The following is a 1254-nucleotide window of genomic DNA, read 5'->3' on the forward strand; positions in this document are numbered from 1 at the left end:
GCAGCGAAAATCGATACAGAACAGGACCTTAGAAGGAATTTCAAATGAAGTGTTTTCTTAAGGTCCTGTATATGAGAATCTGCTCCATGCGGGACAAGAAAATCTCTTTTCTGGTCTGACGGCGCTTACTGCTGAATTCACTGTCGGCGAAGGTAAGTTGATGACTCATGATGAACCCTGTTCCATGGCTCCAGATGACAAACATGATCTCATATCAGGGACTTGTTCGCACCTTCCTTAAGGCTGTCTGCTGTATAAAAAGCGTTATGCTCAAAAAGGAGAAAACCAATGAAATCACTAAAAATCACCCTAGCTTTAATCTTTAGTCTTGCGTCGTATCAAGCTTTCGCTTGTTCATTTGACACTGACTGCGGGGTTGGTAGTAAGTGCGTTAAATCGCAAGGAAATATCTATGGTATTTGTGCCGGTGGCATGAATCCTGGTAACAGCAATGATCGAGTGCCCGTCAGAGACCCATTAGACCTTGATCGCACCTATGGAGACACGTGTTCGTTTGATACCGATTGTGGTGTGAGCAACAAATGCTACAAAGAGAGTGGCCAAATTAAAGGTGTTTGTGTCAAAGGCCGTTAGCATAACAAGGCGCTTAAAAATCGCTTCAGAGCCTGTAAATCCAATTGTGTAACCGCCCACGAATAAGTAACTTTTTCAAAAGGATACCTTCGTGGGTAAGCCGAAATGGACCAAGACAAACTCAAAGCACTGGCCGCTGAGCTGGCCAAAGACATCAAATCTGAAAAAGATCTCGGCACCCTCACCCAACAGCTGATCAAGCTTACCGTCGAGACCGCGCTCAATGCCGAGATGGACGAGCATCTGGGCTATGAGAAACACGCTCCACAAGGCCGCGGGACCGGCAACAATCGCAATGGCTATTCCATCAAGCGCCTAAAAGGCCAGCATGGAGAGGTCACCATCCAGGCGCCTCGTGACCGTAACGCCTCCTTCGAGCCTCAGTTTGTCCGCAAGGGCCAGTCCCGCCTGACCCAGATGGACGACCAGATCCTCGCCCTCTACGCCAAAGGCTTGAGCACGCGCGATATCGTGGACGCGTTCAAAGAGATGTATGACGCCGACATCTCGGCGGGGCTGGTATCGAAGGTGACCGAACGTGTCATCGAGCAGGTCCACGAATGGCAAAACCGGCCGCTGGATCGTAACGGTTCACCCAGACCAGTTGACAGGTAAAAAATGAGACGATCGTCCGGTGATCCACTATTGCCTCTTGCGTGA

Annotated in this window: 2 pseudogenes; one reads left to right on the top strand and one right to left on the bottom strand. The window is 49.4% G+C overall.

Annotated features, from left to right (window positions below):
- Positions 1 to 58: 58 nt before the first annotated feature.
- A pseudogene (locus OKC30_RS20905) lies at positions 59 to 169 on the bottom strand (IS5/IS1182 family transposase); the annotation flags it as partial.
- A 530-nt stretch (positions 170 to 699) separates the two neighbouring features.
- On the opposite strand from OKC30_RS20905, the pseudogene OKC30_RS20910 reads away from it, so the two are divergent.
- Positions 700 to 1176, top strand: a pseudogene (locus OKC30_RS20910) (transposase); the annotation flags it as partial.
- Positions 1177 to 1254 lie beyond the last annotated feature (78 nt).

The organism is Aeromonas sp. QDB18, assembly GCF_027705325.1.
Classification (GTDB): Bacteria; Pseudomonadota; Gammaproteobacteria; order Enterobacterales; family Aeromonadaceae; genus Aeromonas; species Aeromonas caviae.